This is a genomic window from Nonomuraea corallina, from assembly GCF_027620315.1.
GTDB classification, from domain to species: Bacteria; Actinomycetota; Actinomycetes; order Streptosporangiales; family Streptosporangiaceae; genus Nonomuraea; species Nonomuraea corallina.
In genome coordinates this window covers 1-25387 of the sequence record NZ_JAPNNL010000022.1, presented here as the reverse complement: position 1 = coordinate 25387, position 25387 = coordinate 1, and the positions used below count along the sequence as shown (strand labels likewise).

The 25387-nt window shown below is 74.4% G+C and carries 11 protein-coding genes; 3 read left to right on the top strand and 8 right to left on the bottom strand.

What is annotated here, in order from left to right:
* Positions 1–53 precede the first annotated feature (53 nt).
* From OUY22_RS08555 to OUY22_RS08545, 3 genes are read left to right on the top strand one after another with little or no spacing between them, the layout of a single operon-like run.
* Positions 54–4760, top strand: a complete 4707-nt coding sequence (locus tag OUY22_RS08555) for a type I polyketide synthase (protein ID WP_270154277.1) — start codon at positions 54–56, stop codon at positions 4758–4760.
* Entirely contained in the window at positions 4757–8638 is a 3882-nt protein-coding gene (locus OUY22_RS08550; RefSeq protein ID WP_270154276.1) for a type I polyketide synthase, read from the top strand. The genes OUY22_RS08555 and OUY22_RS08550 overlap by 4 nt, the downstream gene beginning before the upstream one ends.
* A gap of 8 nt (positions 8639–8646) precedes the next feature.
* Entirely contained in the window at positions 8647–9804 is a 1158-nt protein-coding gene (locus tag OUY22_RS08545) for an acyl-CoA dehydrogenase family protein (RefSeq protein ID WP_270154275.1), read from the top strand.
* Here OUY22_RS08545 and OUY22_RS08540 read toward each other — a convergent pair.
* The 8 genes from OUY22_RS08540 to OUY22_RS08505 form a co-directional block, all read right to left on the bottom strand.
* Positions 9767–10447 carry a 4'-phosphopantetheinyl transferase family protein gene (locus OUY22_RS08540; RefSeq protein ID WP_270154274.1) on the bottom strand — a complete coding sequence of 227 codons (681 nt, stop codon included), beginning with the start codon at positions 10445–10447 and terminating at the stop codon, positions 9767–9769. The two genes, OUY22_RS08545 and OUY22_RS08540, sit on opposite strands and share 38 nt — an antisense overlap.
* On the bottom strand, positions 10438–11232 hold the full coding sequence (locus OUY22_RS08535) for a thioesterase II family protein (protein WP_270154273.1): 795 nt from the start codon (positions 11230–11232) through the stop codon (positions 10438–10440). Before OUY22_RS08535 ends, OUY22_RS08540 begins: the two co-directional genes overlap by 10 nt.
* Before the next feature lie 9 nt (positions 11233–11241).
* On the bottom strand, positions 11242–12324 hold the full coding sequence (locus OUY22_RS08530; RefSeq protein ID WP_270154272.1) for an HAD-IIIC family phosphatase: 1083 nt from the start codon (positions 12322–12324) through the stop codon (positions 11242–11244).
* Positions 12315–13487 carry an acyl-CoA dehydrogenase family protein gene (locus OUY22_RS08525; RefSeq protein WP_270154271.1) on the bottom strand — a complete coding sequence of 391 codons (1173 nt, stop codon included), beginning with the start codon at positions 13485–13487 and terminating at the stop codon, positions 12315–12317. Before OUY22_RS08525 ends, OUY22_RS08530 begins: the two co-directional genes overlap by 10 nt.
* Positions 13484–13738, bottom strand: coding sequence for an acyl carrier protein (locus OUY22_RS08520; protein ID WP_270154270.1), 255 nt, complete (start codon positions 13736–13738; stop codon positions 13484–13486). Before OUY22_RS08520 ends, OUY22_RS08525 begins: the two co-directional genes overlap by 4 nt.
* 15 nt (positions 13739–13753) lie before the next feature.
* Entirely contained in the window at positions 13754–14602 is an 849-nt protein-coding gene (locus OUY22_RS08515; protein WP_270154269.1) for a 3-hydroxyacyl-CoA dehydrogenase family protein, read from the bottom strand.
* A gap of 64 nt (positions 14603–14666) precedes the next feature.
* A complete protein-coding gene (locus OUY22_RS08510) occupies positions 14667–24149 on the bottom strand; it encodes a type I polyketide synthase (RefSeq protein ID WP_270154268.1) in 9483 nt (3160 codons plus the stop codon).
* An 11-nt stretch (positions 24150–24160) separates the two neighbouring features.
* Positions 24161–25387 (bottom strand): SDR family NAD(P)-dependent oxidoreductase (locus OUY22_RS08505; RefSeq protein ID WP_270154267.1); only part of this gene is annotated, 1227 nt, incomplete at its 5' end.

Below are 25387 nucleotides of genomic sequence, written 5' to 3'. Positions count from 1 at the left end.
CGGGGCGAGCAGCGGAGTAAAGCAATGGCGACTTCATGAAGAGGGGCACGTCCATGGATGAGCACCAACCACCCGGCGCGGGAGACGTGGCGATCATCGGCATGTCCGGGCGCTTCCCCGGCGCGACCGACGTCGAGACGTTCTGGCGCAACATCAGCTCCGGCGTGGAGTCCTTCACCCGGTTCACCGACGAGGAACTGGCCGCCGCCGGGGTGGACGCCTCGGTCTACCAGCAGCCCAACTACGTCCGCGTACGGCCGATCCTCGACGACGTGCGGGGCTTCGACGCGGGGTTCTTCGGCTACAACCCGCGCGAGGCGACGCTGGCCGACCCGCAGCAGCGCATCTTCCTGGAATGCGTGTGGGAGGCGCTGGAGTCGGCCGGCTACGCCGCGCCCGAGGGCCGAGGCGCCGTGGGCGTCTTCGCCGGCATGAACATCAGCGGCTACCTGCTCACCCGCCTGCGGGCCTTCACCATGGGCATCGACACCTCCGCCCTGATGATCGGCAACGACAAGGACTCGCTGGCCACGAACGTCTCCTTCCGGCTGGACCTGAGCGGGCCGAGCCTCAGCGTGCAGACGTTCTGCTCCACGTCCCTGGTGGCGGTGCACCTGGCGAGCGAGAGCCTGCGCCGCGGTGAGTGCGACATGGCGCTGGCCGGCGGCGTGTCCGTGCGCATCCCGGACCGCACCGGCTACCTGTGGGAGGAGGGCGGCCAGGAGTCGCCCGACGGGCACGTGCGGACCTTCGACGCCGAGGGCCGGGGCAGCATGTTCGGCGACGGCGCGGCCGTCGTGGCGCTCAAGCGGCTGTCCGACGCGGTGGCCGACCGCGACACCGTGCTCGCCGTGATCCGCGCCTCGGCCATCAACAACGACGGCGCCATGAAGTTCAGCTATCTGGCTCCGAGCATCGACGGCCAGCGGCGCTGCGTCTCCGCCGCGATCGCCAAGGCGGGGGTGGACCCGTCCGAGATCTCCTACGTCGAGGCGCACGGCACCGCGACCGAGGTCGGCGACCCCATGGAGGTCGCGGCCCTGACCAGGGCCTTCGGCGCGACCAAGGAGAAGCAGTACTGCGTGCTCGGCTCGATCAAGCCCAATGTCGGCCACCTCGACCGGGCCTCCGGCGTGACCGGCCTGATCAAGGTCGTCCAGTCGCTGCGGCACGAGCTGATCCCCGGCACCCTGCACTACCGCGCGCCGAACCCCGAGATCGACTTCGCCGACAGCCCGTTCCGGGTGACCGCCGGCACCACCGCCTGGCCGCGCGCCGCCGACCGGCCGCGCATCGCCGGCATCAGCTCACTCGGCATGGGCGGCACCAACGCGCACGCCATCATCACCGAGGCGCCCCTGCCCGCCGAGCGTCCGGCCCGGTCGCGCCGCTGGCAGATCCTGCCGCTCTCGGCGCGTTCCGCCGCCGCCGCCGACCGGTCCTGCGCCAGGCTCGCCGACCGGCTGGCGGGCTCGCCGGACGACCTCGGCGACGTCGCCTACACGCTGCAGGCCGGCCGCAAGGTCTTCAACCACCGGCGGTTCGTGGTGGCCGCATCCACCGGCGAGGCCGCCGGGCGGCTCGCCGATCCGGCGGGGCCGCTGGGGCGCAACGACGCGACGGCGGGCAGGAAGCTGGGCTTCCTGATCGCCGGGGTGGGCGAGCAGTACCCCGGCATGGTGGCGTCCCTGTACGCGGAGGAGCCGGCGTTCCGCGCCGACGTGGACGCGTGCCTGGCCGTCCTCGGGATCGCCGAGGCCGCGGAGCTGTCGGACGTGTTCGTGCCCGCCGACCGGGGCAGGGCGGCCGGCGACCTGGCCGGGATGCTGGGCAGGGCCGCGCCCGCGCCGGCCTCGACGACGGACGCCCACCTGGTCCAGCCGGCCGTCTTCGTGGCGGAGTACGCGCTGGCGCGCCAGCTGATCCGCTGGGGGCTGACGCCGGACATCATGATCGGTTACAGCCTCGGCGAGTACGTCGCCGCCTGCCTGGCGGGCGTCCTGTCGCTGCCCGACGCGGTCCGGCTGGTCGCCCACCGGGCCAAGCTGATCGCCTCGCAGCCCGAGGGGGCCATGCTCGCGGTGTCCGCCGACGAGCGGCGGCTGCGCGTCGTGCTGGGCGAGTCGATCACGCGCGACCTGGACGTGGCGGTGCGCACCGGCTCGCAGGTGGTGCTCGCGGGCCCGGCCGAGACCGTCGAGGCGGCGTCCGCGCTGCTGCTCGACGCGCGGATCGGGCATCGCAGGCTGGACACCACGCACGCGTACCACTCCCGGATGCTGGCTCCGCTCGCCGAGGAGCTCACCGCCTGGATCAAGGAGAACGTCACGCTGCGGGCGCCCGAGCTGCCCTACGTCAGCAACGTCACCGGCGGGCTCGCCACCGCGGAGCTGGTGGACGACCCCGGTTACTGGGCCCGGCACATGTGCGAGACGGTCGAGTTCGGCACGGGCCTCACGCACGTGCTCGGCGCCGAGCTCGCGCTCGCCGAGATCGGCCCCGGTCAGTCGCTCGGCGCGCTGACGCGCGGCCACCCCGGCTGCGACCGCGCCCAGTGGCCGCTGATCGTGACCACCCTGCCGGCCGCCAACGACCCGCAGGACGCCGGCGCGGCGCTGGCCACCGCCGTCGGCAAGCTCTGGCTGACCGGCGTGCCGGTCGACTGGGCGGCGCTGCACGAGGACGACGGCTGGTCGCCGGGCCGGGTGCCGCTGCCGACGTACCCGTTCGAGCATCAGGACTACTGGCTGGAGATCGACGAGAGCTCCCTGGCCGGCGGGACCCCGGCGTTCGACGAGAGCGATCCGACGAGCATCGCCAAGGCGTACCCGAGGCTGCCCGACAACCGCTGGATCCACCTGCCGACCTGGCGGCAGACCACGCCGCGCCCGGCCCGCGCGCAGGAGGCGGCCCGCTGGCTGGTCTACACCGACGCCGGGTTCGCCGACACGCTGGCGGCGCCGCTGCTCGCGCACGTGGCGGCGCAGGGCGGCGAGGTCGTGCTGGTGCGGCCGGGCGAGCGCTACGCGAGCGGCCCCGACGGCTTCCTGCTGCGCCCCGGCTCCCCTGACGACGCGCTGGCGGCGCTGCGCGAGCTGGCGGCCCGCGACTGGCTGCCCGAACGGGTCGTGCACCTGTGGACGGCCGACGACGCCCCGCCGCGCCCGCAGGACCCGGCGACCGAGGAGTGCCTGCGGCGCGGCCTCTACACGCTGGTGGCGCTGGCCCGCGCGGCCGGCGACCTCGGCCTGCCCGGCTGGTCGCTGGACGTCGTCACGGCCCGCAGCCACCGGGTGCACGCGGGTGAGCAGGTGGCCGCGGAGCGCGGCACCCTGCTCGGTCCCACGCGGCTGATCCCGGTGGAGTACCCGAGGGTGCGGACCAGGCTGATCGACCTGGACGCGGCCGCCGAGGGCGCCGCGCTGCTGGCCGAGCTGCGCGCCGAGCCCGAGGACCAGGTCGTCGCGCTGCGCGGCGGGCACCGCTGGATCCCCGACTACGAGGCGCTGGACGCCTCGGTGATCGAGGCGGCGCCTCCGGCCGCGAGCGTGCGGCACGGCGGCGTCTACCTGGTCACCGGCGGTCTGGGCGGCATCGGGCTGGCGATGGCCGAACGACTGGCCGAGCAGTACCGGGCGCGGCTGGTGCTGCTCGGCCGGACGCCGGTCCCGCCGCGTGAGCGGTGGGACGCCATCCTGAACGCGGAGAGCACCGGCGGCGAGGTCCGCAGGCGGCTGGAGGGTCTGCGCCGGCTGGAGTCGGCGGGCGTCGAGGTGCTCACCGTCGCCGGCGACGTCTCCAGCGCCGAGGACGTGCGCCGCGCGGTCGGCGCCGCGGTCGAGCGGTTCGGGGAGCTGAACGGCGTGCTGCACTGCGCCGGGGTCCCGGCGGTCGGGCTGATGCAGTTCAAGACCGTCGCCGACATGGAGCGGGTGCTGGCCCCCAAGGTCGGCGGCACGCTCGCCCTGGCGCAGGCGCTGCGCGAGGTGCCGGTGGACTTCCTGGCGTTGTTCTCCTCCACCACCTCGGCGACCGGCGGCGGCGCGGGCCAGGTCGACTACTGTGCGGCCAACGCCTTCCTCGACTCCTTCGCCCTGGCCGACGCGCTGCCCGGCGTGGCGGTCGCCTCGATCGACTGGTGCGAGTGGACCTGGAACGGCTGGACCGACGGCCTGGACAACTACGACGAGGGGTCCAAGCAGTACTTCGAGTGGTACCGGGAGAACTTCGGCCTCACCTTCGACCAGGGCTGGCAGACGCTGCTGCGGGTGCTGGCCAGCGGCGAACGGCACGTGGTGGCCTCCACCCAGGACTTCGCCCCGATGGTGGCGATGAGCCGCAGGTCCTCCATCGAGAGCCACCAGGCGACGGTGAAGAAGATCCGGGACGCCTTCGGGCGGCACCCGAGACCCGACCTGTCGACCGCGTACGTCGAGCCGCAGTCGCCCGCCGAGGAGACCATCGCCGGCGTGTGGTCCGAGGCGCTCGGCCTGGAGCAGGTCGGCGTGCACGACAACTTCTTCGAGCTGGGCGGCAACTCCCTGCTCGGGATGGAGATCATCGCCGAGGTCAGGCGGGCGCTGGAGCTGTCGTACCTGCCCCCGCACATCCTCTACCAGGCGCCCACCATCGCCGCGCTCGCCGAGGCGGCCCGCGAGGGCCAGGAGTCCGGCGGGGAGCCGGCGGCGGAGGAACGTGAACAGCAGCGATCGCGGATCGCCCAGCGACGCAACATGCTCAGGAGCGGAAGGACGTCATGACCGAAACCGACTACGACTCCGCGGTCGCGCTGATCGGCATGTCGGGGCGCTTTCCCGGCGCCGCGGACGTCGGCAGCCTGTGGCGCAACCTGCTCTCGGGAGTCAAGGGCCTGCGCACGATCACCGACGAGGAACTGCTGGAGGCGGGCATCGAGCCGGGGATGCTGGCCGATCCGCGGTACGTCCGCGTCGGCGGGCCGCTGGAGGGCCTGGACACCTTCGACGCCGCCGTCTTCGGGGTCAACCCGCGCGAGGCCGAGCTGATGGACCCGCAGCACCGGTTGTTCCTGGAGTGCTCCTGGGAGGCGCTGGAGAGCGCGGGCTACTGCCCCACTGACGTGCCCGGCCAGGTCGCGGTGTTCGGCGGCTGCGGCTTCCCCGACTACATCGTCAGGAACATCCAGCACCTGATGGGCCAGCCGGGCGCGGCGATGCTGGCCGCGATCGGCAACGAGCGCGACTCCCTGGCCTCGCTCGTCTCCTACAAGCTGGGCCTGCGCGGGCCGGCCGTGTCGGTGCAGACGTTCTGCTCCACCTCGCTGGTCTCGGTCCACCTGGCCTGCCAGAGCCTGCTCACCTACGAGTGCGACCTGGCCGTGGCGGGCGGCGCGTTCACGCCGCTCCCCCAGCCTTCCGGCTACCTGTACGAGCAGGGCGGCATCCTGTCGCCCGACGGCCGGGTCCGCAGCTTCGACGCCGAGGCGAGCGGCACCGTGATGGGGGCGGGCGCGGGCGCGGTCACGCTCAAGCGGATGTCCGACGCCATCGCGGACGGCGACGTCATCCACGCCGTGATCCTCGGCTCGGCGTCCAACAACGACGGCCGGCTGCGCGCCGGCTACACGGCCCCCGGCGTGGACGGGCAGGCCGAGGTGATCGAGTCGGCGCTGGGCGTGGCCGGGGTCAAGCCCGAGACCGTGGGGTACGTGGAGTGCCACGCCACCGGCACCATGCTGGGCGACTCCATCGAGCTGGCGGCGATGAACCGGGTGTTCACCCAGGCGGGCGAGACGCCGTGCGTGCTCGGATCGGTCAAGCCGAGCCTGGGCCACCTCGACCGCGCCTCCGGGGTCACCGGGCTGATGCGGGCGGCCCTCAGCCTGAGGCACGAACTGCTGCCGGGCACCCCCGGCTACGAGACGCCGAACCCGGCGCTGGCCACCGCGCACGACCGCTTCACCGTGCTGAAGGAGCACACGCCCTGGCCCGCCGGGCCGCACCCGCGCCGCGCCGGGGTCAGCTCGTTCGGGCTCGGCGGCACCAACGCGCACGTCGTGCTGGAGCAGGCGCCGCCGAGGCCGGCGCGTCCCGCCCGGCCCGGCCCGCACCTGCTGGTGTTCTCCGCCGCCGACGACCGCGCGCTCACCGCGCTCACCGAGCGGCTCCGCGACCATCTCGCCGCCGGCGCGCCTGACGGCGAGGACTTCGCGGACGTGGCGTTCACCTCGCAGGTGTCGCGCGGCGGGTTCGCGCTGCGCCGGGCGGTGGTGTGCCAGGACCGCGAGGACGCCGTGGCCGCGCTCGGCGACCCGGCGCGCTGGATCGACGGCAAGACGCAGCGGCGCAACCCCAGGGTCCGGCTGGTCACGCCGGACTCCGGCGTGCCGGAGCAGTGGTGGGCCGAGGTGCACGCGGCCGTCGGCGCCGTGCTGCGGCCCGGCTCGCCGGCCGCCGGCTCTCCCGGCACGCGGGCTCCCGGACGCGAGGAGGCTCCTGGACGCGAGGAGGCTCTGGGCGCGCTGGCCGACGCCCTGCGCGCGATCGGCGTGAACGTGACGGACGCCGAGGACGCCGCCGAGACGGTGACCGTCGCGCCCGGTGACACGGCGCGCGACGACACGGGACTCGGAACGGGTGGGTCAGAGGGCGCGTCCGGCTGGCTGCTCGCCGTGGTGGCGCGGCTCTGGCAGGCCGGCGTCGCCGTCGACTGGGCCGCGCTGCACGGGGGCGCGGGCCGCCGGGTCGAACTGCCGACCTACCCGTTCCAGCGCCGCAGGTACTGGATCAACCCGCCGGAGGAGCAGGCGCAGGTCCAGGTCGGCAGCGGCAAGACCTTCGACAGGACCCGGTGGACGTACCTGCCCGGCTGGCGGCAGCGCCCGCTGCCCGTGGCGGGCCTGGACGAGCGGCTGCGCGAGGCGGGGCCGTGGCTGGTGTTCGCGGCGGACCCGCACGGCGAGGCGCTGGTCGAGCGGCTGATCGAGGCCGGCGCGGAGGTGACGACGGTACGCCCGGGCGAGAGCTTCCAGCAGGACGACACCGGTGACTTCACGGTCAGGATCGGCACCGCCGACGACATCGCCGAGGTGATGTACTCCCTGGTGGCGGCCCCGCGCGCCATCGTGCACGGGTTCAGCCTGGCCGCCGCCGAGTCGGGCCGGGACGACGACCCGGTGGCGCACTTCGCCGCCGAGCAGCGGCGCGGCTTCTACTCGGTGCTGGCGCTGGCCAGGGAGCTGATCGACAACACCGGTTCGGCCCCCCGCGCCGAACTGGTCCTGCTCACCCCTGAGGCGGTGAGCGTGGCCGGCGCCGACCTGCGCCACCCCGAGCACGCCACGCTCGCGGCGCTCGCCCCGAGCCTGGCCCAGGAGAACCCGAGGCTGCGCAGCCGCGCCATCGACGTGGGCGGCGGCCTCGACGCCGGGGCCACGGCGGCGCGCATCCTGGCGGCGGCGGTCTGCCCGTACGAGGGACCCGTCGCGATCCGCGCCGACGAGACCTGGGTGCGGCGCTACGAGCAGTACCCGATCGAGGCCCCCGAGCCGGACCAGCGGCCGTTCCGCGCCGGCGACACGGTGCTCATCACCGGCGGCCTCGGCGACGTCGGCCTGGTGCTGTCGCGGCACCTGGCAAGCGCGTACGGCTGCCGGCTGGTCCTGACCGCCCGCAGCGCGCTGCCGCCCAGGGAGGAATGGGACGGCTACCTGGCCTCGACGCCGCAGGGCGGGGAGCGGACCGCCCGGCACATCCGCAACATCAGGGACCTGGAGGAGCGCGGCGCCACCGTGCTCGCCCTCTCGGCCGACGTGGCCGACGAGGAGGCGATGCGGGCCGTCGTCGACCAGGCGGTCGCCCGCTTCGGCGGCATCGACGTGGTGGTGCACGGCGCGGGCGTGCAGGACGGCGCGTACTTCAACTTCGCCCACCTGATGGACCGGCGGCAGTGCGACGCGCACCTGGCCGCCAAGGTGACGGGGTTCCACGTGCTGCAGAAGGTGCTCGGCGACCACTGCCCGGACCGCCGGATCACGCTGTCGTCGATCGCCGCGGTGCTCGGCGGGATGACGCTGGCCCCGTACGCGGCCGCCAACGCCGCGCTGGACGCCTACGTCCGCGCCGACCGCGCCGCGGGCGGCCACTGGGTCACCGTCGACTGGGACACCTGGAACATCGACCCCGAGCGGGTCGAGGGGCACAGCGGCGCCGTCATCGACTTCGCGATGGCCCCGGCGGAGGGCGTGGACGTCCTGGAACGGGCGCTGTCGGCCGCCGACAGGGTCGGCCACCTGGTCATCTCCACGGGCTCGCTCGACGGCCGGATCGCGCAGTGGGTCACCGGCGACATCCACGAGGCCGGCGAGGACGTCGACGACCAGGAGCGCCACCCGCGCCCCGAGCTGAACAACCCCTACGTCGAGCCGCGCGAGGGCACCGAGGCCGTCCTCGCCGGGATCTGGTCCCGGGTGCTGGCCATCGAGCCGATCGGCGCCCTGGACAACTTCTTCGAGCTGGGCGGGCACTCCCTGCTGGCGATCGAGCTGACCACCCGGATCCGCAAGACGCTCAACGCCTCGGTGCCGGTGACCGGGCTCCTGGAGTGCCCCACCGTGCGCCAGCTGGCCGAATTGCTCGACGCCCGCGACGACGAGGAGTGACCCCGGCGATGAACTCTCCCGAGCACCTGCGGACCCTGCGCGGGTTCGTCCGGCGCGAGCTGACCGGCAAGGACGACTACCTCGACTCGCTGGCCGAGGCGCCGCTGCCGCTGTACGAGCGGTTCGGCGCCACCGGCCTGGCCGGATGGTGGCTGCCCGAGGAGTACGGCGGGCTCGGTCTCAGCCTGGAGGAGAGCGTCCGGATCACCTCCGAGCTCGCGTACGCCGACGCCGGGGTGGCCTTCACCCTGTTCATCCCGGTGCTCACGACGAGCATGGTGCAGTGGTACGGCAGCGAGGAACTGCGCAAGGAGCACCTGGGCGGACTGGCGGGCGGCGGCTTCGCCGCCACGCTGGGCAGCGAGCACGCCGCCGGCAGCGAGCTGGCCAGGATCGGCACCACGGCACGGCGCGAGGGCGACACGGTGGTGCTCGACGGCCAGAAGGCGTTCTCCACCAACACCGCCTTCGCGCGGTTCATCGTGGTGATCGCGCGCGTCGCCGACGACCCGTCCGGCTACCTGGCCGTGCTGGTCCCCGGGGACGCGCCGGGCGTCACCGTGGAGAAGCGATGGGACGTGATCGGGCTGCGCGCCTCGGCGACCTACCAGGTGTCGCTGTCCGGCGTCCGGGTGCCGGCGGGCAACGTCCTGCGCGGCAACGGGCTGCGACTGCTGGAGATCGGCCTGAACGCCAGCCGCATCCTGATCGCCACGACCGCGCTGGGCATCGCCCGCCGGATCCGCGACGTGTGCATGGAGTACGGCAAGTCCAAGTCGGTGAAGGGCGCCCCGCTCACCTCGAACGCGGTCTTCGCCTCCCGTCTCGGCCAGTTCGAGATGGAGATCGAGGTCATGACCAACCAGTGCCTGGCCGCGGCGCGCGCCTACGACGCGATCGCGGCCAGGCCCGACGCCGGCGAGGAGTTCATGCGGGTGGGCACGCTGAAGTCGGCGCTCACCACGAAGATGTTCTGCGGCCAGACCGGCTGGCGGATCGCCTCGGCGGCCTCGGAGATGTTCGGCGGCCTCGGCTACACCCACGAGGCGGTGATCGGCAAGCTGCTGCGCGACATGCGGTACGTCTCGATCGTGGAAGGCGGCGACGACGTGCTGCGCGACCTGGTCTTCAGCCGGTACGTGGTGCCGGTGTCGAAGCGGTCGTGAGCACCGCGGCGGCGTAGCCGGGAGCGACGTCCAGCCAGCGGACGGCGGCGGCGGAGCCGGGGAGGGAGCGTGACGACACGCTCCCTCCCCGGCTTCGCGCGCACGTGCCGGCGTCGGGGCGCACGAGGACGTCGCGCAGGCCGGCCAGCCCGGCCCCGCTCGCCTTGACGTACGCCTCCTTGGCCGTCCACAGCCGGAAGTACTCCGCCAGGCCCGCTTCCGGCCCGGCCGCGAGGACCCGGGCGGCCTCCTCCGGCTGGTACATCCGCCGCGCCATCTCCAGGTGGTCGAAGTCGTCGCGGACGCGTTCCACGTCGACGCCGACCCGGCCGCCCGGCTCCGTCACCGCGATCAGCGCCCACCGCCCCGAATGGGACAGGTTGAAGTCGGGCCGCCGCCGTCCTGCGGGGGTCCGCAGGCAGGGGCGGCCCGACTCGCCGGCGCCGAACACGAGCCGCCCGGCGGGCAGCCTGCACAGGCGTCCCAGGACGGCGCGCAGGGCCGCGTGCGCGGCCACGTAGCGCCGCCGCGCCAGCGGCTCCGCCAGCGCCTCGGCCTTCTCGCGCTCGGCGGCCGACAGGCAGTGCCACCACTCCGGCCGCTCCGGGCGGTCCAGGTCGGCCCGCCAGACCCTCACACCCACGGCCGCAGCGCCTCGGCCACGATGCCCCGGGTCCTCGGCGCCTGCTCGAAGACCGCGAAGTGGCCGCCCTCGAAGGGGTGCAGCGCGAACGCGCCCGCGGTCTGGTCCCGCCACGCCGCCACCTTCGCCGGCGCGACGCGCGGGTCGGCGCCGCTGGGCATCGCCGAGATCGGCACGGCCAGCGGCGGCTCGTCCGTGTAGCGGTAGGTCTCCTTGACGGTGAAGTCGGCCTGCACGGCGGGCAGGATCATCTCCAGCGCCCCCGGGTCGGCCAGCAGCCACTCCGGGGTGCCGCCCAGCTTGCGCAGCAGCGCCACCACCTGCGGCCTGGTCATGTCGCGGACCGGCCGCCCGCGCTCGTAGGTGACGTGCGGGGCGTCGGCGCCGGAGACGAACAGGTGCACCGGCAGCGGGCCGCCGCGCCGCCTGACCTCCCTGGTCAGCTCGAAGGCCACGAGGCCGCCGAGGCTGTGCCCGTACAGCGCGTACCGGTGGCCCGCGGCCGACAGCTCGACGTCGGCGAGCACCGCGTCGGCCAGGTCGGAGACCAGCGGCTCCATCCGCAGGTAGGGCTGCTCCCTGTGCCTGCTCTCCCGCCCCGGCAGCTGCACCGGCTGCACCGCGACCCCCGGCAGCTCGCGCTGCCACGACCGGAAGGCCGAGGCGGCGCCGCCCGCGTGCGGCAGGCAGTAGAGCGGCAGCGCGCCGGGCTCGGCGCCGGTCAGGGCGCGGAACGGCAGCCAGCTCGCCAGGAGGCCGTCGGTCGTCTCGTCATAGACGGTCATGTGGGTTCCTCACTCGACGATCTCGACTTTCACGTACGGCGGCGGCGGCTGCACCGCGGTCAGGTCGGCCTCCAGCACGACGTGCGCGCCGTCCCTGGCGACCTCGTGGAACCCGGCGAACGCGTACGTCACCTGCATCATCCGGTTGCGGCCCGTCTCCACGAAGTCGGCCCGCACCTTCGCGCCCGCCTCCACCGCCAGCCGCAGCACGTGGTTGAGCAGCACCATGCCGACGCCGCGCGACATCACCCGGCACGACATCAGCATCATGCGCAGCCACCAGGCGTCCTCGCCCTTCTCCACCAGGGCCAGGCCGATCTTGCCGTAGCCGCCGAACCGGTCGGTGAGCGAGGCCACCAGGAGCAGGTGGTCCGGCGACTCACGCAGCGCGTCCAGCTCCTCGTAGGAGTAGGTGCGGCCGGTGGAGTTCAGCTGGTTGGTCCGCACGGTCAGCTCCTCGGCCCGCTGCAGGTCCTCCCTTCTGGCGGGCGCGATGGTGAACGACATCTCCAGGCCGGCCAGGAACTCCTCGTTCGTGCCGACGAACTCGCCTTCCAGCTCGTCCCTGGCGATCTGGCTGCGGTACATGCCGCGCCGCAGGGCGGACTCGTCGGTGACGAAACGCGGCCGGAACTCCGGCCGCTCCAGCGCCTCCTCCAGCTCCAGGACGTCCACGCAGGTCACCTCGGGGATCCCGTGGGCCACCTCGGCGAGCTCGAACGGCTGGTCGTCGACGAACGCGAAGGCGTCCAGGCCGAGGTTGAGCGCCTTGGCGAGGTGCCGGATGGAGTCCGACTTGGGGTTCCAGTTGATCTGCGGGTACAGGAACATCTCCTCCAGCCCGAAGGCGCGCAGCTTCTCCATGGCCGCGTCCCTGTCGTTCTTGCTGGCGACGGAGTGCAGGATGCCCTTGCGGTCGAGCTCGTGGATCCGCTCGACGACGGCGGGGCGCACGGTGACGTCGCCGTCCTCCAGGAGCACCCCGTCCCACAGGGTGTTGTCGAGGTCCCACACGATGCACTTGATCCGGCCCCGCTTCGGCTTCTCCGGCAGCGGGGGCGTCGCGGTGACGGCTGTCGTGGTCACGGACATGGGGTCTTCTCCCTCTCCGCCTGGCCGGCGATGGTGATCCGCTGGATCTCGTTGCTGCCCTCGATGATCTCCATCACCTTGGCGTCCCGGTACAGGCGCGCGACCGGGAAGTCCGGGCTGCACCCGTTGGCGCCGTGGATCTGCACCGCTTCGGCCGCGTGCCGCACGGCGGCCGTGGACGCGAAGTACTTGGCGATCCAGGTGGCCATGAGCGTCGCCGAGTCACCGGCGTCCTTGAGCCGGCCGGCCTCGGCGAGCAGCAGCCTGGCCGCCCGCGCGTCGGTCACCATGTCGGACAGCTTGGCCTGGATCAGCGGCAGGTCGCGCAGCGGCGACCCGCCGACCCTGCGGTGCGCGGCGTAGGCGGAGGACGCCTCCAGGCACGCCTGGAGGATGCCCAGCGAGCCCGCGGCCACGCTGTAGCGGCCGAGGTCGAGGGTGCCGGTGAGCACCATGCCCGCGGTGAAGCCGCTCGGGCCGAGCAGCGCGTCGGGGCCGAGTTCGACGTCCTCGAAGGAGATCTCCGCCAGCATGGAGGCGCGGGTGCCGAGCATGTCGTCGATGGGCCGTACCCGCACGCCCGGCGCGTCCCTGCCGACCAGGAAGGCGCCGATGCTGGCGGCGGTGCGGGCGAACACCAGGAACAGGTCCGCGCGCTGGCCGCCCGTGGTCCACGTCTTGACCCCGTTCAGCACCCAGCCGCCGCCGGACTCGACGGCGGTCGTGGTGATCCCCGCGGTGTCGCTGCCCGCGCCGGGCTCCGACAGGCAGAACGCGCCGAGCACGGCACCGCTGCCGAGCGCCGGCGTCCACCGGTCACGCTGGGCGGCGGTGCCCCACCGCTGCACCGTCCACGCCACCATGGTGTGGACGGTGAGCAGGCTGCGCAGGGAGGAGCAGCCGCGCCCCACCTCCTCGTGCACCTCGCCCAGGGTGACCATGTCCATCCCGATGCCGCCCGAGCCGGGCGGCAGGAACGGCGCCCACAGGCCCGCCTCCGCGACCTGGCTCAGCAGGTCCTCGGGGACGCGGCCCTCCCGGTCGTAGGCGTCGGCGCGCGGCACCACGTGCGTGTCGACGAACGCGCGGGCCGAACGCCGGTCGGTGACTCGCCCGGCGGCCGGCGCGATGGGCGCGGCCGGCGCCGGGTCGGTGAGCGTCACGCGGCGGCCGCGTCGGGCGCGAGCCTGGCCACCAGCGTGGCCATGGTGTCCGCGGTCCTGAAGTTGTCGATCCGCAGCTCCTCGTTGGGGATGGTGACCTCGAAGGTCTTCTCCACGAACATCACCAGTTCCATCGCGAACAGCGAGTTGACGAAGCCGAGGGCGAAGATGTCCTGGGATGCGTCGATCTCCGCCTGCGGGTAACGCTCCCGTACGAAGGCGAGGATCTGGTCTATCGCGGTAACGGACATGGAGGTGGCTCCCTTTCAGTTCGAGTCGTAGGTGTAGAAGCCCCTGCCGGACTTGCGGCCGTGCAGCCCGGCGTCGGTCATCTGCTTCAGCAGCGGGCAGGGGCGGTACTTGCTGTCGGCGTAGTGCTCGTAGAGCACTTCGACGCTGTAGAGGATCGTGTCGACGCCGATCAGGTCGGCGGTCTCCAGCGGACCCATGGGGTGGCCGAAGCAGCCGCGGAACACCTCGTCCACCGACGCGGCGTCCGCCACACCCTCGTGCACGAGGTAGGCCGCCTCGTTCACGGTGAGCATCAGCACCCGGTTGGAGACGAAGCCGGAGGAGTCCTTGACCCGCACGGCCTTCTTGCCCATGGCGCTCAGCAGGGCCTCGGTACGCTCGATCGTCTCCTGCGAGGTGTGGAAGCCGGGGATCAGCTCCACGACCGGCTTGGCCGGCACCGGGTTCATGAAGTGCACCCCGATCACCCGGTCCGGGCGGCCGGTGACCGCGCCGACCTTGGTGATCGGGATGGCGGAGGTGTTGACCACGAAGACGGTGCCGGGGCCGCACTCGGCGTCCAGCGTCTCGTACACCTCCCGCTTGACGTCCCAGTTCTCGGTCACGTTCTCGATGACGAGGTCCGCCTTGGCGGCGCCCGCGGCCCCGACGGCGGTGGTGATCCTGGACAGGACCTCGTCGGGGTCCAGGGCGGGGCCGCCCATGAGGCGGCTCATCCGGGTGTTGTGCCTGATGGTCGCCAGCGCGTCGGCCAGCGTCCGCTCGTCCTTGTCGACCAGCACCACGTCGTGACCCGTCGCGGCGAGGTTCTGGGCGACGCCGACTCCCATGACGCCGGCGCCGATCACCCCGATCACCGTCATGTCGTCTCCGTTCCACTCATCGTTTGCGCTCCTAGATCGCTGGTTCGGTGGTCCCGCGGCGTCCTCACCTGCCGCGTCTGCGTGCGGCCGAGGCCTCCAGGCCCGAACGCCTCAGCTGGGCCCGTACCTGGCTGCCGCCGTCCGCGACGGCGGTGGCCGCGCCCGAGACGAGGGCGTCGACGGTGCGGCTCAGGGCCGCCACCGTCGGCGCCTCGTAGAGGATGTGCGGCGGCAGTTCCGCCAGCTCGAACGCGCGCCGGACCGAGGCCACGATGGCGACGCCGAGCAGGGAGTTGCCGCCCAGTTCGAAGAAGTTGTCCAGCACGCCGACCTGGTCCAGCCGCAGGGACTCGCCCCAGATCGCGGCGATGGCCTCCTCGGTGGCGCCGTCGGGCTCCTGGTAGGAGGTGACCAGCTCGGGCCGGGGGTGGCGTTCGCTCCCGCCGCCCATGGCGGGCGAGGTGACCGCCTCCAGGGTGAAGCGGGAGCTGCCGCTCACCAGCGTGGGGAAGTCCTGCGTGGACACCACGACCCGCGGCTCGCCGGTGGCCAGCGCCCGCAGCAGCGAGCGCCAGCCGTCGGCGAAGCCGATCCCGACGCGGGCCCGGTTCTGCCGGAAGAAGTCGCGCAGCGCCTCCTCGTACCCGTCGAGCCCGGCCTCCCAGGCGTTCCACGTCCACTCGCCCCAGCCGACGGACACCACGCGGCGCCCGGTCGCGGCCAGCTCGCAGGCGTAGCCGTCCAGGAAGGCGTTGGCGGCGCAGTAGTCCACCTGGCCGGGGCCGCCGCCGGTCGCGGAGGTGATCGAGGAGAACAGCACCAGGAGGTCCAGCTCCACCTCGTCCGGCCGGCCGAGGCGCAGCGCCTCGGCCAGCGCCAGCGCTCCGCCGATCTTGGGGGCGAGCACCTCGTCCAGTTCCTCGGGGCGTTTGAACTGCATCAGGCCCATGGCCGGGACTCCGGCCGCGTGCAGCACGCCGTGCAGCGCGCCGAAGCGCCCGGTCGCCGCCTCGACGGCGCGGCGCACGTCCGCGGCGCTCGCGGCGTCGCCGGTGACGACCTCGACCTCCGCCCCCAGCGCGACCAGCTCGGTGACCCGCCGTACCCTGTCCCGCGTGACGTCGTCGGCGGCGCGCGCGCCGGACAGGACGGCGGGCCAGTCGGCGCGCGGCGGAAGGCCGCGCCTGGCCAGCAGGACCAGCTTGGCCCGGTAGTCGCGGGCCAGGTGCTCGGCCAGGCCGAGCGCGATGCCGCCCAGCCCGCCGGTGATCAGGTAGACGCCTTCCTGGCGCAGCCCGGTGGCGTCGGCGGCCGGGCCGTCGGGCAGCGGCGGGGCGGGCATCCTGGCGTAGCCGGGGACGTAGCGGCGGCCGTGGCGCAGCGCGACCGTCCGGTCCTCCCGCGCGCCGGCCAGCTCGGCGGCCAGGCTCCGCAGGTCGCGCGCGGACGGGCCCGCGGGCAGGTCGATCAGGCGGGTGTCCACGCCCGGGTACTCCAGCGGGATCACCAGCGACGGCCCGAGCAGCGTGGCCCCGGCCGGGTGGGCCACCTCCTCCCCGAGCACCTGCTGGGTGCCGGAGACGACGGCGTCGAGCGACCACTCGCCGATGCCGGACTCGCCGGCGGCGCGGGCCAGCGCGACGAGGGTGTGCAGGCCGCGGGCGATGGCGGTGTCGTGCGCGTCGGGGTCCAGGTTCCACAGGTGCACCACCCGCTCCAGCGGCCGTCCCGCCGCGCGCAGGTCGCGCAGGACGGCGAGCATGTCGGCGACGTCGCCCGGCCTGACCGTGTGGCCGCCGGCGCCGGCCGCGTACGCGTCGCCGGGGCGCACCTCCGTGACGGCGGCGCCGGTCCTCGCGGCGACGCCGCGCAGGGCCGCCAGCACCTCGTCGGCCAGCCCGTCGCGGGTGAAGACCAGCCACGAGCCGGGTGAGCGCCCCGCCGCGCCGGTCGGCGCCGTCTGCTGCCACACCGGCAGGTAGAGCCACTCGTCCTCGGGCAGCTTGGGCAGGCTCGTGATGGCCTCGAACAGGTCCTCGGGCTCGGCCGCGGCCTGGCGGCCCACCTCGGTCCTGGCAGGCGGGTCGATCCAGTAGCGCTGCCGCTGGAACGGATAGGTGGGCAGCGGGATCCGGCCGGGCAGCTCCGCGGGGTCGGCGCCCTCGGCGCGCCCGTGGTAGGCGTCCCAGTCGACGGTGACGCCGCAGAGCCAGAGCCGGGCCAGGCAGTCCGCCAGCACCTCGTCCCCCGGCCTGAGGTCGCTCGCGCCGGGCTGCGTGTGGGTGATCAGGGACCAGCGCTCGGCCGGGCAGCCGGCCCCGCGCACCAGCGCGCCCAGCGACTGGCCGGGGCCGATCTCGACCAGGGCCAGCTCCGGCTCGGCCAGCAGGGTCTCGACCCCGGCCTGGAAGAGCACGGTCGCGCACATGTGCCTGGCCCAGTAGCCGGGGTCGCACACGAGCTCGGCGTCGGCGATCGCACCGGTCACGTTCGAGATGTACGGCAGCGCCGGCGGGTTGAGCGTGACCTCGGCCTTGATCCACTGGGTGAGCTCGTCGCTCACCGGCTCCAGCATGCGGGAGTGGAACGCGTGCGTGGTCTCCAGCGGCCGGCAGGCGATCCCGGCCAGGCGCAGGTCGGCGGCGAGTTCCCCGACCGCGTCCACCGGCCCGGCGACCACGACGGTCTCGGGGCCGTTGACGGCGGCGACGTCGAGCCCGCGCTGCTGCAGGGTGAAGCGGCGGCGCAGGACGTCCATCGGGAGCGAGACGGCCAGCATCGCGCCCGGCGGCAGCGCGGCGATCAGTCTGGCCCGGTGCGCGACCAGGGCGATGGCGTCGGGCAGCGACAGGACTCCGGCCAGGCAGGCGGCGACGTACTCGCCGAGGCTGTAGCCGAGCATGACCGCCGGTCGCAGGCCCCAGGACATCAGGGTGCGGGCCAGCGCGTACTCGACGGCGAACAGCGCGGGCTGGACCACGTCGGTGCGCTGCAGCGCCGCGTTCCGACTCTCCCCGGCGGCGGGATCCCCGGGCGCGCCGCCGGAGCCTCCCCCGCCGGTGGGCGCACGGCCCAGCAGGGCGGCCAGGCCGGCGCCGGACTCGCGCTCGCCGGTCAGCAGGCCGGCGAGCCCGGCGTCGCCGAGGTGGTGCTCCAGCAGTTCCAGGCACTCGTCCAGGGCCGCGCGGAAGGCGGGCTCGTGCCGGTAGAGGTCGCCGGCCAGGCCCGGGTACTGCTCGCCGACCCCTGTCAGCAGGAAGCCCGTCCGGCGGTCCCGTACGGTGTCCACCCGGCCCAGCAGCCCTTCCCGGCGCGAGCCGGTGAACGCGGCCGCGGCGGCCTGCCCGTCGGCGGCGACCAGCGCCCGCCGGTGCTCGAACGTCTTGCGGCCGACCTGCAGCGTGTAGGCCACGTCGGCGAGCCGCTGGCCGGGCTCGGCGGCCAGGTGCTCGCCCAGCCGCCGCACGGCGGCGTCGGCCGCGGGGGCGTTCCGCGCCGAGACGGGCAGCACCTGGTAGCGGCGGGCCGGCGGCCGGGGATCGGGCCGGTGGGGCGGTTCCTCGATGACCATGTGCACGTTGGTCCCTCCCATGCCGAGGGAGTTGAGGCCCGCGATGCGCGGGCGGCCGTCGCGGGTGCGCCAGGGGGACAGCTCGGCGTTGACGTAGAACGGGCTGTCCTCGAAGTCGATCTCCGGGTTGGGGCTGGTGTAGTGCAGGCTGGGCGGGATCACGCCCTCCCTGGCCGCCAGCGAGGTCTTGATCAGGCCGCTCGCGCCGGCGGCCCGGTCCAGGTGCCCGACATTGGTCTTCACCGACCCGATCGGGCAGTACCCCTTGTCCCTGGTGGGACCGAACGCGCGGGTCAGCGCGGCCACCTCGATCGGGTCGCCCAGCTCGGTGGCCGTGCCGTGCGCCTCGACGTAGCTGATGTCCTCGCCGGTGACGCCCGCGTCGGCCATCGCGTCGGCGATCACCCTGGCCTGGCCGACGACGCTGGGCGCCGTGTAGCCGACCTTGAGCGCGCCGTCGTTGTTCATGGCGGAGCCGCGGATCACCGCCCAGATGTGGTCGCCGTCGCGCACGGCGTCGGGCAGCCGCTTGAGCAGCACCGCGGCCGCGCCGTCGCCGAACATGCTGCCCTTGGCCCCGGCGTCGAAGGCGCGCACGTGCCCGTCAGGCGACTCCTGCCCTCCCGGCCCGAACAGGTGGCCCACCCGGTCGGGCACCCGGATCGAGACGCCGCCCGCCAGCGCCAGCTCGCACTCGCCGGCCCGCAGGCTGCGCACCGCCAGGTGGGCGGCGACCAGCGAGGTGGAGCAGAAGGTCTGCACGGCCACGCTCGGCCCGTACAGGTCGAGCAGGTACGAGACGGTCGTGGTCAGGGCGTCCTTGTCGTTGCCCATGATGACCTCGAAGTCGCTGAACTCCTGCTGCCCGCCGCCGAGCAGGTGGTCGGTCATCCGCAGCAGGTACGTGCTGATGTTGGCGCCGCCGAACACGCCGACCCGGCCGCGGTGCTCGGGCGCCGCGTACCCGGCCTGCTCCAGCGCCTCCCAGCACACCTCCAGGAAGGCCCGCTGCTGCGGATCGTTGATCGCGGCCATCCGCGGGCTCATGCCGAAGAAGGCGGCGTCGAAGCCGCTGATGTCGTCCAGCACCGGCCTGGCGGGCACGTACGCGGGGTCCTTGATCTGCCCGGGGTCGGCCCCGGCCGCCAGCAGCTCCTCCTCGGAGAAGAAGGTGATGGACTCGACGCCGTCGCGCAGGTTGCGCCAGAACGTGCCGACGTCGCTCGCGCCGGGGAAGCGCCCGGCCATGCCGACGACGGCGATCCGCCGGTCATCCTGGTCGGCCTGATCCGACCGGACCGGCTCGCCGACGTCGCGCCGCGGCGCCTCGGTGACCCGCAGCGCGGGCGCCCGCGGGGTGACGCGCTCGGCGACGACGGCCGCCAGGGTGGCGACGGTCGGCGCCTCGAACAGCGTCACGGTCGGCACCGCGACGCCGAACCGCTGCTTCACCAGCGCGAGCATCTGCAGCGCGACCAGTGAATTGCCGCCGAGGTCGAAGAAGTTGTCCCGGGTGCCCACCGGTTCGATGCCCAGCACCTCCGACCAGAGATCGGCCAGGTCCCGTTCCGCCGCCGACAGCGGCGGCGTGTAGGGCTGCGGCAGCTCCGGGCGCGGAAACCGGTCGCCGGCCGCGACGGCCGTGGCCGGTCCGGCGGCGGGCAGGGCGTGCGGCAGCCGGTCGTCCAGGCCGCCGGCGGCCACGACGAGACTGGGCCGGGAGACGGCCAGCAGGTCGTCGAAGGCGGCCAGCGCCTGCTCGGAGCTCATGGAGTGGGCGGCCATCGCCGCGCCCATCCCGCCCTCGATCCGGCCGAGCGTGACCGCCCAGGTGTCCCAGGCGGCGCTCAGCCACCGGGTGGTGCCGCGGCGGGCGTCGTTGCGCTGACCGATCGTGGTCAGCGCGGCGTTCGCCGCCGCGTACCCGGCGAACGCGATGCCGCCCAGCACGGCGGAGGTGGAGGAGAACAGCAGGCAGAAGTCGGGCGCGCGGTCGGCGGGCAGCTCGTCCAGCAGCCGTTCCAGAACCAGCGCGCCGCCGACCTTGGCGGCGTAGTTCTTCTCCACGGCGGCGTCGTCGAGGTCGCGCAGCGGGTGGAAGGTGTCCTGTCCGGTGTCGGCGGCGGCGTGCACCACCCCGTCCAGCCGCGCCCCCTCCTGGGGGGCCTGGCCGGCCGGGCCGCGAAGCGCGTCGTCGAGCACGGCGCGCATGGCGGCGGCGTCGGTGACGTCGACCCGGGGGGTGAGCACCTCGGCGCCGAGCTCGCGCAACCGGCGCACGCCCTCGCGGCGGGGGTCGCCGTCGTCCTCGGGCACGCCCCGGCGGCTGGTGAGGATCAGGCGCCGGGCGCCCCCTCGGGCCAGATGCCCGGCGACGAGCAGTCCGACGTCCCCGAGGCCGCCGGTGATCAGGTACGTGCCGCCCTGCCGGATCGCGCACCCGCCGGTCTCCTCGGGGGGTTCGGTGGAGTCTTGGGGGGTGAACACGCGGACCAGGCGGCGGCCCTGTCTGTAGGCGGTGAACACCTCTCCGGAGGGCCGGCGGATCTCGGCGGCGAGCGCCTCGGCGACCGCCGCGGGACCCGCCTCGGGGTCCAGGTCCACGGTGGCGCAGTCCAGGTTCAGGTACTCCTGGTTGGCGACCATCGGCAGGGTGGCGGCGGCGGCCTGCCCGGGGTGGGGGACCTCGCCGGCTGTCACCGCTTGCCCGCCCGAGGTGGCCAGGAGGACGCGCACCCCGGTCCCGGACTCGCCCCAGGCGTCGAACAGGCGTGCCAGGGGCGGCAGCCAGGCGCGGCCGTCGGAGGACGGTTCTCTCTCGCCGAGCAGCCTCAGGTCCACCAGCACGGTGGGGACGCCGCCCGCCGGCTCGCCCGTCCGGCCCTCCAGGGGCCTTTCCGCCAGCCGTGCGACCAGCTCGGCGTGGGAGGCCGCTGACGCGGGGTCGATGGCGTAGCCGTCCCCGGTCTCCGCGAAGGCGTCCGACGAGGTGATAGTCACCACCTCGATCCCGTCGGCGCGGAGCGTGCGGGTCAGGGCTCCGGCCGCCTCGGCGGGGCCCGTCAGCAGGACGCAGCGGGCGACCGGCGCCGCCGGCTGCGGCGGCGCCGGGGCTGTCGTCCACCGCGTGTCCATCAGCCGTACGTGCGGCTCAGGCTGTCCCGCCGCGACGCCGGGCCCGACCCCGGACCCGACCTCGGCACCAGGAACGGCGCCGGCCACACCCTCGGAGAGGGCACCGGAAACGGCACCGGAAACGGGGGCCGGAACGGTGCTCGGGGGGTCCACCCAGTAACGCTCGCGCTGGAAGGGGTAGGTGGGCAGGCCGACCTTGGCGACCGGCCGGTCCTGGCGGTAGCCGGCCCAGTCGACCGGCACGCCCGCCAGCCACAGCCGCCCGGCGGCCTCGGCCAGCACGGCGGTGGCCGGGCGGGGGTCCTGCGCGCCCGGCAGCGTGGCCACGACCAGCGGCCAGCGCTCGCGGGCGCAGTCGCGGTGCCCGCGGGCCATCGCGCCGAGCGACTGCCCGGGGCCGATCTCCAGCAGCGCCGCCTCGCCCTCCTGCCGCAGCAGCGTGGCCAGGACGGCGTCGAACTGAACGGGGGCGCACATGTGCTCGGCCCAGTAGGCGGGGTCGGTCACCTGTTCTGCGGTGGCCAGGGCGCCGGTCACGTTGGACACGTACGGCACGCGCGGCGCGTTCAGGGTCACGTTCTCCGCGATCCACGCCGTGAGCTCCTCGCGGATCGGCTCCATCATGGCCGAGTGGAAGGCGTGCGTGGTGGCCAGCGGGCGGCACGGCACCGCGTCGGCCTCCAGCAGGGCGCGCACCTCCGCCATGGCGTGCGGCTCTCCCGCCAGCACGGTCAGCTCGGGGCCGCTGACGGCGGCGACGTCCACGCCCGTGATCCCGGCCCGTGCCAGGCGTTCGCGCGCCTCGGCGGCGGGCAATGGGACGGCGCTCATCGCGCCCTCGGGCAGCGCGTCGATGAGCCGCGCGCGGTGCGCCACCAGGGCCAGCGCCGACTCCGGTGACAGGACTCCGGCCAGGCAGGCGGCGACGTACTCGCCCAGGCTGTAGCCGGCCAGGACGGCGGGACGCACGCCCCACGAGCACACCAGGGTGGCGAGCGCGTACTCGACGGCGAACAGGGCGGGCTGGAGCACGCCGGTCGGGGTCGCGGCGGCGGCCGGGCCGCGGCCGAGCAGGGCGCTCAGGTCACCGGCGGCGGCACGCGGGGCCAGCATCTCGGCGAGCGGGTCGGCGCCGCCCATCCGGCCGCGCAGCACGGTGCGGCATTCGTCGAGCGTCTGCCGGAAGACGGGCTCGGTGCGGTACAGCTCGGCCGCCATGCCCGGGTACTGCTCGCCGGTCCCGGCGATGAGGAAGGCGACCGGCCGGTCGGCGCGGCTCTCGGCGCGGCCCAGCACCGCCCCGTCGTGGACGGCGGCGGCGGCCTCGGCGGTGGACGCGGCCACCAGCATCCTGCGGTGGCCGAAGACCTGCCGGCCGTTCTGCAGGGTGTGGGCCACGTCGGCGAGGCGCGTCCCGTTCCCCGGCCCGGCCAGGTGGGCGGCCAGACGCGCGGTCATCTCGTCGGCGGCGGCGGCCGTGCGGGCCGACCACACCAGCGGCTCGGGGCGCGGCTCCTCCTCCGTCCTGGGGACCAGCGGCGCCTCCTCCAGCACGACGTGGGCGTTGGTGCCGCCGATGCCGAACGCGCTCACTCCCGCCCGGCGGACGTGCCCGGTCGTGCGGGGCCAGGCGCGCCGCCGGGTCACCACTTCCAGCCGGGCGTCGCCCGCGCCGAGCTGCGGGTTGGGCTCGGTGAGGTTGAGCGTCGGGGGGATCTCGTCGTCGCGCAGCGCCAGCGCCGCCTTGATCAGGTTGGTGACCCCGGCCGCCCGGTCGAGGTGGCCGAGGTTGGTCTTGACCGAGCCGATCAGCAGCGACTGCCCGCGGAACACCTGCTGGAGCGCGGCCAGTTCGGCGGCGTCGCCGAGCGCGGTGCCGGTGCCGTGCGCCTCGACGTAGTCGATGTCGGCGGCCGTCAGGTCGGCGCTGGCCAGGGCCTCGGCCATCACCGCCGCCTGGCCCTGCACGCCCGGCGCGGTGAAGCCGACCTTGCGGCCGGCGTCGTTGTTGACCGCCCAGCCGCGCAGGACGGCGTAGATCTGGTCGCCGTCGGCGAGCGCGTCCTCCAGCCGGCGCAGCGCGACCACGCCGACGCCGCTGCCGAGCGGGGCGCCGAGGCCGGTCGCGTCGAAGGCGCGGCACTCGCCGTCCGGCGGGGAGATGCCGCCCTGCTGGTAGAGGTAGCCGACGCGGTGCGGGACGCTGACCGCGACGCCGCCGGCCAGGGCCAGATCGCACTCGAAGCCGGCCAGGCTGGTGGCCGCGGCGCAGACCGCGACCAGCGACGTCGAGCAGTAGCTCTGCACGCCGTACGACGGGCCGGTCAGCCCCAGGGTGTGGGCCACCCGGGTGGTCAGCGAGTCCTTGTCGTTGGCCAGCCCGAGCGCGAGGTCGCCCATCACCGCGCCGATGCCGCTGGGCAGCAGGTTGTTCTGCATGTACGAGCTGTGCGCGCAGCCGCCGAACACCCCGATGGAGCCGTCGAAGCGCCGGGGGTCGCAGCCCGCGTCCTCCAGGGCCGCGTGGCTGTGCTCCAGGAACAGCCGATGCTGCGGGTCGAGGATCTGCGCCTCCTTCGGGCTGAACCCGAAGAAGGCCGCGTCGAACAGCTCGACGCCCTCGATCACCGGCGCGGCCTTCACGTACGCGGGATCGGCCAGCACGTCCTCGGGGACGCCGGCGGCGCGCAGCTCGTCGTCGGAGAACCGGGTGATCCCGGACGCCCCCGCCCGGACGGCGGACCACAGCTCGGCGACGTCGGACGCCCCCGGGAAACGGCCCGACATGCCGACGATGGCGATGTCGGTGCCGGAGTTCTCGGTCTCGATGTCGTCGATCACGTCTTCCGACCTCATTTCCGGTTACTGGAACGGGCCCGGCGCCGCCGTTGCCCCCGTGCCGAACTGGTGGTGAGCGAATCCCGGTCTCCCCCGCCGTCCGCGTCGTCCGCGTCGTCGAGCGCGGCGGCGAACTCCGCCACGGTCGGGTGCTCGAACAGCAGCGCGGGCGGGACCGGGCGGCCCCGCCTCTGCTCGATCGCGAGCATCATGGCCATGCCGACCAGGGAGTTGCCGCCGAGGTCGAAGAACGGGTCGTGCACGCCGACCTGGTCGATGCCGAGGTAGGCGCCCCACAGCTCGGCCATCTCGGACTCCGCCTCGGTGCGCGGCGCGGCGAAGTCGGTGCGCAGCCTCGGGCGCGGGAACCTCTCGCCCACGGGCACCGCGGAGGCGGAGCCGACGAGGTCGTCCAGGTCGAGCATGCTCGTCCAGGCGTCCAGCACCTGGTGCAGCGGCTGCCGCACCGCCATCACGCTGCCGTGGCCGCCGGCCACGATCCGGTCCAGCAGGGCACAGCCCGCGTCGTCGGCAAAGCCGTACCGGGCGCGGTAGGCGGCCACCCGGTCGGCCAGTCCTCCGGCCGACTTGAGGTTCCGCGACTGCCACACGTCGTGCTGCCAGGGGCCCCAGGCGACCGACACGACCCTGGTCGAAGGGGCGGTGGCGGCCAGCGCGTCACCGTACGCGTCCAGGACGGTGTTGGCGGCGCAGTAGTCGCCTTCGCCGATGCCGCCGAACGCGGTCACCGCGGAGGAGTACAGCACGAGCAGTTCCGGCCGTTCGGCGGCCGGGGTGTCGGGCCCGACCAGCTCGGCCAGCGGTCCCATGGCCGCGACCTTCGGCGCGAGCACCCGCGCGGTCTCGGCGACGGTGCGCCGCCTCAGCAGGCCGGCGGCCGGGAGTCCGGCGGCGTGGATGACGCCCGTCAGCGAGCCGAAGCGCTCCCGGGCGCGCCGCAACGCCTCCCTGAGCTGGTCGGGCACCCCGGTGTCGGCGGTGAGCAGCAGCACCTCCGCGCCGCTCGCCGAGAGTTCGGCGACGTCGCGCAGGGTGCGCTCGGCCGCTTCCGTGAGCCCACCAGCCTCGCGGTCCAGCGGGGTGCGGCCGACCAGGGCGAGCCGCCGTACGCCCGCGCGGACGAGATGCTGGGCGAGCGCCATGCCGAGCCCGCGCGTCCCGCCTGTGATCAGGTACGCGCCGTCGGAGCGCCAGACGGGGGCCGGCGGCGGCGCGGTGGC

Excerpts from the sequence above, each read along its gene's own strand:
- OUY22_RS08555 (WP_270154277.1), top strand. The coding sequence starts at position 54 with ATGGATGAGCACCAACCACCCGGCGCGGGAGACGTGGCGATCATCGGC.
- OUY22_RS08550 (WP_270154276.1), top strand. The coding sequence starts at position 4,757 with ATGACCGAAACCGACTACGACTCCGCGGTCGCGCTGATCGGCATGTCG.
- OUY22_RS08545 (WP_270154275.1), top strand. The coding sequence starts at position 8,647 with ATGAACTCTCCCGAGCACCTGCGGACCCTGCGCGGGTTCGTCCGGCGC.
- OUY22_RS08535 (WP_270154273.1), bottom strand. The coding sequence starts at position 11,232 with ATGACCGTCTATGACGAGACGACCGACGGCCTCCTGGCGAGCTGGCTG.
- OUY22_RS08530 (WP_270154272.1), bottom strand. The coding sequence starts at position 12,324 with ATGTCCGTGACCACGACAGCCGTCACCGCGACGCCCCCGCTGCCGGAG.
- OUY22_RS08520 (WP_270154270.1), bottom strand. The coding sequence starts at position 13,738 with ATGTCCGTTACCGCGATAGACCAGATCCTCGCCTTCGTACGGGAGCGT.
- OUY22_RS08515 (WP_270154269.1), bottom strand. The coding sequence starts at position 14,602 with ATGACGGTGATCGGGGTGATCGGCGCCGGCGTCATGGGAGTCGGCGTC.